Source organism: Pigmentiphaga sp. (assembly GCF_019689535.1).
Lineage (GTDB): Bacteria > Pseudomonadota > Gammaproteobacteria > Burkholderiales > Burkholderiaceae_B > Pigmentiphaga.
In genome coordinates this window covers 1-8410 of the sequence record NZ_JADGHH010000158.1, presented here as the reverse complement: position 1 = coordinate 8410, position 8410 = coordinate 1, and the positions used below count along the sequence as shown (strand labels likewise).

General features: G+C 66.3%; 6 protein-coding genes. 1 reads left to right on the top strand and 5 read right to left on the bottom strand.

The features are described 5' to 3' along the window. From IRZ12_RS13240 to IRZ12_RS13220, 5 genes are all read right to left on the bottom strand, one after another. Positions 1 to 981 (bottom strand): FAD-dependent oxidoreductase (locus IRZ12_RS13240; RefSeq protein WP_296469199.1); only part of this gene is annotated, 981 nt, incomplete at its 3' end. A gap of 189 nt (positions 982 to 1170) precedes the next feature. Beyond that, complete coding sequence (locus tag IRZ12_RS13235; RefSeq protein WP_296469196.1) at positions 1171 to 2385, bottom strand: FAD-dependent oxidoreductase; 1215 nt, start codon at positions 2383 to 2385, stop codon at positions 1171 to 1173. Positions 2386 to 2469: 84 nt separating this feature from the next. Further along, the gene (locus tag IRZ12_RS13230; RefSeq protein WP_296469194.1) at positions 2470 to 4860 is read right to left on the bottom strand and encodes an ATP-dependent DNA helicase; all 2391 of its coding nucleotides are present in this window, start codon (positions 4858 to 4860) and stop codon (positions 2470 to 2472) included. 114 nt (positions 4861 to 4974) lie between these two features. Beyond that, on the bottom strand, positions 4975 to 6165 hold the full coding sequence (locus IRZ12_RS13225; RefSeq protein ID WP_296469192.1) for an acetylornithine transaminase: 1191 nt from the start codon (positions 6163 to 6165) through the stop codon (positions 4975 to 4977). A 68-nt stretch (positions 6166 to 6233) separates the two neighbouring features. Beyond that, positions 6234 to 7280, bottom strand: a complete 1047-nt coding sequence (locus IRZ12_RS13220) for a CDP-6-deoxy-delta-3,4-glucoseen reductase (RefSeq protein WP_296469187.1) — start codon at positions 7278 to 7280, stop codon at positions 6234 to 6236. A gap of 32 nt (positions 7281 to 7312) precedes the next feature. Between IRZ12_RS13220 and IRZ12_RS13215 the strand changes: the two genes are divergently transcribed. Then, positions 7313 to 8356 carry an SDR family NAD(P)-dependent oxidoreductase gene (locus tag IRZ12_RS13215; protein WP_296469185.1) on the top strand — a complete coding sequence of 348 codons (1044 nt, stop codon included), beginning with the start codon at positions 7313 to 7315 and terminating at the stop codon, positions 8354 to 8356. The last annotated feature ends 54 nt before the right edge of the window (positions 8357 to 8410 follow it).

Below are 8410 nucleotides of genomic sequence, written 5' to 3'. Positions count from 1 at the left end.
CCGCGAGTACCCGCTGAGTTCCGCGGTGCCCGCGACCCTCAGTTTGTCGCCCAGCCGCGAAAATACCACTTTATTCGCGCTGTCCGTCAGGCTGACGGTAGGCGCGCGCGAGGAATCAGTAACCGGGTATGTCGCCGAATATCCTTTGGCTGGATATACCATGCAGGGCACGCCCAACGGCCTGACCAGCTCCGGCGTGAAGCTGCCCAACGCCGCAACGAACACGTCGCCGTGAACCTTGCCGTACCGGCCCTGTTCGTCGATGACTTCCACCGCCTTCACCCAGCCGCCTTCGGCGAGCAAGCGCGTGATTTGGGTTGAAAACCGAAACTCTACGCCGGCCGCGGCCGCTTTCTCTGCCAACGCCGTCGTGAACTGGTAGACGTCGCCGCTTTCGTCCGAGGCCGTGTAATCCCCGCCGACGATGCGATGGCTTTGCGGAGCTAGCGCCGGCTCCAATGCCACGAGCTCTTCGGTGCTGAGGATGCGTCGGTCGACTCCGAACTCCCGCATCAAGTCGGCGGCCTTTTGCGAGGCATCGAACTCCGCCGCATCGCGATAGAAGTTGATGATGCCTTTCTCGAGGTGATCGTAGCGGATGCCGAGTTCGCTGCGCATGGCTTGCAGCACGGAGCGGCTATACGACGCCATGTTGACCAGTGCCCGAATGTTGCGGGGCAGCCGGCCAGGTAGGCATTCACGCAGGAACGCCAGGCACCAAATCCACTGATGCCAATCCGCATGCAGTCGAAACAGCAGGGGTGCATCTCCCCTGAGCAGCCAGCGCGCCAGCTTGAGGGGCGCTTGGGGATTGGCCCAAGGTTCGGCATAGGAAACCGATATCTGCCCGCCATTGGCGAAACTAGTCTCCCGGGCTGCGCCGGGCTGGCGATCGATGACCGTCACCTCATGACCCGATTGGCGCAACCACCATGCGCTCGACGTGCCGATGATTCCGCTACCCAATACGACGACTTTCATTCTTGCTCCTCGGGCCCGGCGGCCCGGTCCGTCTTGGCGCCGCCCCGGCAGGGGGCACAAAGCGTAAGTGTATATTCCCGCCTACAGCGCCGTGTACCGCTCCCTCGGTCAGGCGGCCCCTTTCCACGTCCTGGAGAGCCGAATCGAACGGATACACCGTGGCGCCCCCGGCATGGGACGCATCCTCCATCAGGCGGCTTGGATCGGGCGGGCAGGGTCACCGACAACGGCCTTGTCGGGCGACTGCCCAGACTGCATCAAGCGACGAGCCGCCATATGGTCGACCGGGGAGTTGACCGACTCGATGGCCCGCAAGCGCGTACCCTCGTAATGCAGGACCGAAAAGCCGTTGCCGCGTGATGCAGGCCGCAGGACACTCTCGCAGCCGGGCCGCCATAGGCCGGTGATCTGTAGGCGCGCCTCGCCTTGGTCGGACCAAAACCATGGCACTGCGGCGTAAGGCTGCGGCTCGCCGCATAGCCGCGCGGCCAAGGCCTTGGCCTGGTCATTGGCATTCTGCACGGACTCGAGCCGAAGTCGCTGGGGCCAGTCGGGATGCGGAAACGCAACGCAGTCTCCGATGGCCGAGATGTCCGGGTCGGTCGTAGCCAGGGTGGCGTCGACGACGATGCCGTCATCGCAGGCGAGGCCGGCGTCCCGCGCCAAGTCCACGTTAGGCGTGGCGCCGATGCCGGCGATGATCACATCGGCCGGCACCGACACGCCGCCCACGAGGACGCCCGTCGCCCGTCCCTGGGCCATCTGCAGGCCATCCACCATCGTCCCCAGGCGGATGTCGACCCCGGCGCCGCGATGCGTGGCAAGTAGAAAGTCCGACACGGCGGGCGATACCGAACGCGCCAGGAGGCGAGGCATCGCCTCGAACACCGTCACCTCCTTACCCAGCTGGCGTGCCGTGGCGGCGATCTCCAAACCGATGAACCCACCGCCCAGCACGACGATGCGCCGTGCCTGGGCGAGCGCATCCCGCAACGCCTGGGCTTGGTCGTAGGTGCGCAGATAGTGGACGCCCGGTGTGCCGACCGGTGCCTGAGGCAGTTCGCGCGCTTTCGCGCCGGTGGCCAACACCAGGTGATCGTATGCCAATTCACGCGGCCCGTCGGGCGCGACCAGGCGCAGCACCTTGCGCGCGCGGTCTATGCCTTGCACACGCGTGCCCAGCCTCAGCTCAATCCCAGCTTGCTCGTAGAACGCGGCGCCCCGCAGCTCCGGCAGGACCGCTTCTGGATCCTTGATCAAGGTCTTGGACAAAGGCGGGCGATGGTAAGGCAGATGCACCTCGTCGCTGATGAGTGCGACTTGGCCGGGGAAGCGCTTCTCGGCCAGCGATGCGGCCAACTGGGAAGCGGCATGGCCGCCGCCCACGATCACGAGTCGGGTCATGGCGTTGAAGTCTTGGATCGACGCGAACGGTCGTTCGGCGCTCTCGCGAGCATTGTAGCTTGGCGGTTCGAACGGCAATTGGACTCAGCCGCCTGGCCTGGGTTCACGCGTCCCCGCGCACTCCCGGCGCGGTCCCGCCACGCCACCCACGCGCCACCACGTCGGCAATAGTCTTCGGATGTCTTGCCTGCGATAGCGATCGTCGATCAGCATCACCATTCCCTCGTCCTGCTCGGTGCGGATCACCCTGCCGGCCGCCTGCACCACTTTCCGCAGGCCGGGGTACAGGTAGGTGTACTCGAAACCGCGGCCGAAACGCGCCTCCATGACCGCGCGCATCTTTTCGTTCACCTCATTGACCTGCGGCAGGCCCAGCGTGGCGATGAACACGCCGATCAGGCGCGAACCGGGAAGATCCACGCCTTCGGAAAACGCGCCGCCGAGGACGGCGAAACCGACACCCCGGCCACCTTCGACGAACCGGGCGAGAAACTCCTCGCGTCCGCCCTCGTCCATTTCCGGCGTTTGCTCCCACACCGGCAAGTCGCCCGCCTGCGCCCGCAGACCGTCGGACAGCCTGCGCAGGTAATCGAAACTGCTGGCGAAAACCAAGTAATTCCCGGGACGCGCCGCATATTGCTCGGTGATGAGCGAACCGATGAGCGGGATCGAGCGCTCTCGGTCGTGGAAACGCGTGGACACATGCGCCGCGATCCTTACCGACAACTGCTCCGACCGAAAGGGAGAGCCAACCTCCAACCACCCTGCATGCCCTGGCAGGCCAAGCATGTCCCGATAGAAGTCGGGTGGCCCCAACGTTCCGGAAAAAAGTACGGTGGCTCGCGCCGCCGCATGGCGCACAGCGAGGAACGGCGCCGGCACCACGTTGCGCAGGCTAAAGGTGGATGAGGCCGGCCGCCCCTCGCGTGCGTGCACAAGGCGCACGTCGAAGAGCGAGTGATCCCCGAACTGCTCGGCGAGCCGGGTGAAGTGCAGCGCGTCGAAATAAAACCGTTGCACGGCCGGGTCCATGCCCACCGGCATCTCCGCGAGATAGTCCGTGACTGCCGCCGTCGCCTGCTGCAGCGCTGCGAGCCAGCCCGCCGGGACGGCCGGAAGGGACTGGTAGGAGGCGGAGTGCAGGCGGTTCCACGCCGACCAACGCCGCTCGAGCGCCCCGAGCGGCCTGCGCAATGCCCCCGGCGCGGCGGCGCGTGCCGCTTTCAGCGCAGCCTGGTCCAGCGATGCGCTGTACATGCCGCGCGCGCGTTCGATCAGGTTGTGGGCCTCATCCACCAAGACGGCGACCCGCCAGCCACACATCGCGGTCAAGGCATACAAGAGGCCGCTGCCATCGTAGTAATAGTTGTAGTCGCCCACGACGACGTCACTCCAGCGCACCAGCTCCTGGGCCAGGAAGTACGGGCATACGCCGTGTGCCAGCCCCAGCCGGCGGACGCCGGCGCGATCCCATGTGCCGCCAACGGCAACTGCCTCCGCACGCGCGGCCGGAAGGCGATCGTAGAACCCCCGCGCCAAAGGACAATCGTCGCCATGGCAGGCGCGGCCGGGATTCTCGCAAGCCTTGTCGCGAGCCACCAGTTCCAGGGCGCGAACAGGCAGGGACCCGGCGGCGCTGCGCAAGGCATCGATCGCCCCCAGCGCCAGTGCCCGGCCGGACGTCTTGGCCGCGAGGAAGAACACCTTGTCCAGTCTGTCTCCGGCGCAGGCCTTCAACGCAGGAAATAAGGTGCCAAGCGTCTTGCCGATGCCAGTGGGAGCCTGCACCATCAGCGCGCGGCCGTCTCGGGCGGCGCGATAGACTGCCACGGCGAGCTCGCGCTGGCCAGGCCGGAACTGCTCGTAAGGAAAACGCAATCCCGACAGCGCCGCGTCGCGCGCTTGCCGGTGTGCACGTTCCGCCAGCGCCCAGGCAAGAAAGTGCTCGCATTGCTCGCGGAAAAATGACGCCAGGTCCGCCGCCGCGTACGCCTCGCTCAGTACGGTCTCGCGCTCGGTGGCGATGTCGAGGTAAACCAGCGCGACGTCCAGGTTGGATAGTCCACGCGCGGCGCACAGCAGATGGCCGTACATTTTCGCCTGCGCCCAGTGCAGCGCACGCCGGTTGGCGGGCACGGCCTCGAGCCGGCCGCGATAGGTCTTGAACTCTTCCAGGCGGTTGGCGACGGGATCGTATCCGTCGGCGCGCCCGCGTACCAGCAGCTCGCGATACGCGCCTGCGAGGACGATTTCGGTTTCATATCCAGGCCCCCGGCGCTTGGCAATCAGGACATGGCCGGCCTGCCCCTCCTGTGCCGACGGAGAAGGGGAAAAGCGCAAGTCGAGGTCGCCCTGCCGCGCCGTGAACTCGCAAAGGGCACGCACGGCAACCACGTAAGCCGGCGCCGAGCCGTCCGGCAGGGGCGCCGATTCCAGGCCGTCACGTTGACCGTCGGGACGAATACGCGCATTCATGCCCGCAGGAATGGCCGGGCCGGCGCACGGCGTCGCGCCCGGCGCAGGTACTGTATATTCATACAGCCATGATAGCAGGGGCCGAACGACGCGGCCCCGATGCGCGCGGCAAGTTTACTTGCGCAGGGTCGCCAGAATGCCGTCCAGGAGTTCGAGCATCCGGTCGATCTCGGCTTCGGTCACATTTAGGGCGGGCATGAAACGCAGCAGGTTGCCCCGCGGCGCATTCAGCAACAAGCCTTCCGGTTCGAGCATGCGGGCGCGCTCGACGATGGCTGGACCGTCTTCGCGATCCATGATCAACGCGCGCAGCAAGCCATTGCCCCGTTCGCCGGGCATGTTCCACTTGGCGGCCAATGCAGCCAGCCCTTGCGAGAGGTATTGCCCCCGCTGGCGCACCCCCTCCAGGAATCCGGGCGCGGCCAAGGCGTCGAACACCGCGACGCCGATGGCGGTCATGAGCGGGTTGCCGTTGTACGTGCCGCCTTGGTCTCCGTGCTTGAACACGCAGACCTCCTCGCGCGCCAGCAGCGCCGCCAGGGGCGCGCCGCCGCCTATGCCCTTGCCCAGCGTCATGATGTCGGGACGGATGCCCGCCTGCTCGTAGGCGAACATCGTGCCGGTGCGGCCCATGCCGGTCTGCACTTCGTCGACGATGAGCAGCAGCTTGCGCGCATCGGCCAGCTTGCGCAGGTTCTGCAGGAACTCCGCGGTCGCCGGGATGACGCCACCCTCCCCCTGCACGGGCTCCAACATGATGGCCACGGTCTGGTCGTCGATCAGCGCCTCCACGGATGCGAGGTCATTGAGCTCCGCCTTCGGGAAGCCATCGACTTGGGGCGCAAAGAGCGTGCTCCAACCTGGCTTGCCGGACGCCGACATGGTGGCCAGCGTGCGTCCGTGGAAGCTGTGATTGAAGGTGATGATCTTGTAGGCGCCCGGTTTGTGCACTTGGCCCCACTTGCGCGCGAGCTTGATGGCGCCCTCGTTGGCCTCGGCTCCGCTGTTGGCGAAGAAGACGCGATCGAAGCAGGAAGCCTTGGTCAGGCGCGTGGCCAGTTCGATGGACGGCTGGTTGTAGAACGCCGGCGACGGATTGAGCAGCAGGCGCGCCTGTGCCTCCAGGGCTTTGACGACTTCCGGCGGGCAGTGCCCGAGGCAATTGACCGCCCACCCCTGTATGAAGTCGAGATAGCGCTTGCCGGCATGATCCTCCAGCCACGACCCCTGCCCTCGGATGAACACGAGGTCCGGACGCTGCGTGATCTCCATGAGGGCGTTGACGTTGAACTGGCCGAATTCCATGACTCAAACTCCTTGCGTGCCCGGGGGGCGAAAATGGATGACCCGCCGATGCGGCGGGTCGGTAAACATTACACCGTGTTGCGCGCGATGTCTGCCTCGGAAGTGAAGGCATCCGCGTAAAACTCGTCTTCAGGCAGGCCGCACTGTTGTACAAAATCCCTATGGGCCGATTCGACCATGACGGGGGCGCCGCACGCGTAGACCTGGTAGCCCGACAAATCCGGAATGTCTTCCATGACGGCCTTGTGCACGAAACCCGTACGGCCCGCCCAACCGTCCTCCGGCAAGGCGTCGGAAATCACCGGCACGTAGCGGAAGTCCGGGCGGGTACTCGCCCATTCGCGGGCCGCTGCGTCCATGTAGAGGTCGCGCGGGCGACGTCCTCCCCAATACAAGTGGACCGGACGCCGGATATCCTTGTGGATCATGTGCTCTACCATCGCCCGGATCGGCGCGAAACCCGTGCCGCTGGCAAGCATGACGATGGGCTTGGCGCTTTCCTCGCGCAGGAAAAACGAACCGAACGGGCCCTCGAAGCGCAGGATGTCCCGCTCCTTCATCTGGGTCGGGCCGACGCCGAAGACGTGATCGGTAAAGGCTCCACCCGGAAGATGGCGGATGTGCAGCACCAGTCCGCCCTCTTCGTGCGGCGCGTTGGCCATGGAATAGGAGCGGCGGCGACCGTCCTTCATGATGATCTCCACGTACTGCCCCGCGTTGAAGCGCAGCTTTTCCGTGGCGGGCAACTGCAGCCGGACGATCTTCACGTCCGGCGCGGCGTCCGTCAGGCTCTGCACACGGCAAGGCAGCTTGCGGATGGGAATGTCGCCAATGCCGTCGACTTCGCGCACTTCGATGGTCAAGTCGGAACGCGGCTTGGCGACGCAGAACAGCGCCCATCCCTGGGCGGCCTCCTCCGGCGTCAGCGTCTGCGCTTGATGCGGTCCCAGCTCGATCTCGCCGGCGACCACCTTGCCCTTGCACGACGAGCACGCGCCGTTCTTGCAGCTATAAGGCAACATTACGCCTGCCTGCAACGCTGCATCGAGCACGGTCTGGCCTTCCTGGACCATGAACTGATGACCGCTGGGCAGTACGGTGACCTGATGACTCATCACCCGGATCCTATAAAAACGGTGGAAATACGATGAACTTCCCACAGCCCGCGAGAACCGCGCGCCTGGGCCGCCCGCGTCTGTTGATCGTCGGCTGTGGCGACACGGGCCTGCACGTCCTGGAACGGCTGTCCGGCCGGAAACGGGTTTTTGCGCTCACGTCCAGCCCCGAACGGCTGTCCGAGCTCCGCGCCGTGGGCGCCATTCCGCTGCTGGGCAATCTGGACTGCCTGCGGCAGCTCGGACGCCTGCGAGGCCTCGCCACCGACGTCCTGATGCTGGCGCCCCCGCCCGGCCAAGGCGAAGACGATCCGCGCTCCCGGCGACTGGCTGCCGTCTTACGGCGCCCAGCCCGGAAAGTGTGCGCATTGCCGGCCCCGACGGGCCGCGGCACCCGTCCTGTCCGGCATACCGACATTGTAGCCAAACCCGCGACAGGGCCGCGCGAGCGGGTTCGCCGGCCGCTCACCCTCGTCTATGCCAGCACGACCGGCGTCTACGGCGATGCACAGGGGCGCCGGCTGACGGAAACGGCGCCGTTGCGACCAGCCTCGCCGCGCGGGCGGCGCCGCGCCGCGGCCGAAGCAGTCTGGCGCGCCATCGCCCCCTCCCGCGCGCGCTCAGCCTACCTGGGCCTTGCTCCGTGGCGCACCGTCGTGCTGCGCATTCCCGGCATTTATGGCCGAGGCCGGCTGCCCCTGGAGCGACTGCGCACAGGGCTGCCGTGCCTCGTGCCCGAGGAGGACGTCTACACCAACCACATCGAAATCGGAGACTTGGCGCGCATCCTGGAATGCGCGTTGTACCGGGGCCGGCCACAACGGGTGATACACGCGGCGGATGGACAGGACTTGAAGATGGGCGACTACTTCGACGCGGTCGCCGACGCTGCCGGCCTGCCACGTCCGCCTCGCCTGCCGGCTGCGCAGGTACGCGCCGCAGTGCATCCTGCCATGTGGTCATTCATGCAGGAGTCGCGCCGGCTGAACACTCGCCGGTTGCGCTCCGAATTGCGCGTCCGCCTGCGCCACCCTTGCGTCCGTCATGCGCTCCGCAACTGGTTCGGCGCACGATGACCGCGGCGCCGCGTTCACTCCCAGACAATGCGGACGGCGAGGAACAGAAAGATC

Bases quoted from the DNA above. Each gene is read 5' to 3' on its own strand.
- IRZ12_RS13235 (WP_296469196.1), bottom strand. From the start codon at position 2,385: ATGACCCGACTCGTGATCGTGGGCGGCGGCCATGCCGCTTCCCAGTTG.
- IRZ12_RS13230 (WP_296469194.1), bottom strand. From the start codon at position 4,860: ATGAATGCGCGTATTCGTCCCGACGGTCAACGTGACGGCCTGGAATCG.
- IRZ12_RS13225 (WP_296469192.1), bottom strand. From the start codon at position 6,165: ATGGAATTCGGCCAGTTCAACGTCAACGCCCTCATGGAGATCACGCAG.
- IRZ12_RS13220 (WP_296469187.1), bottom strand. From the start codon at position 7,280: ATGAGTCATCAGGTCACCGTACTGCCCAGCGGTCATCAGTTCATGGTC.
- IRZ12_RS13215 (WP_296469185.1), top strand. From the start codon at position 7,313: ATGAACTTCCCACAGCCCGCGAGAACCGCGCGCCTGGGCCGCCCGCGT.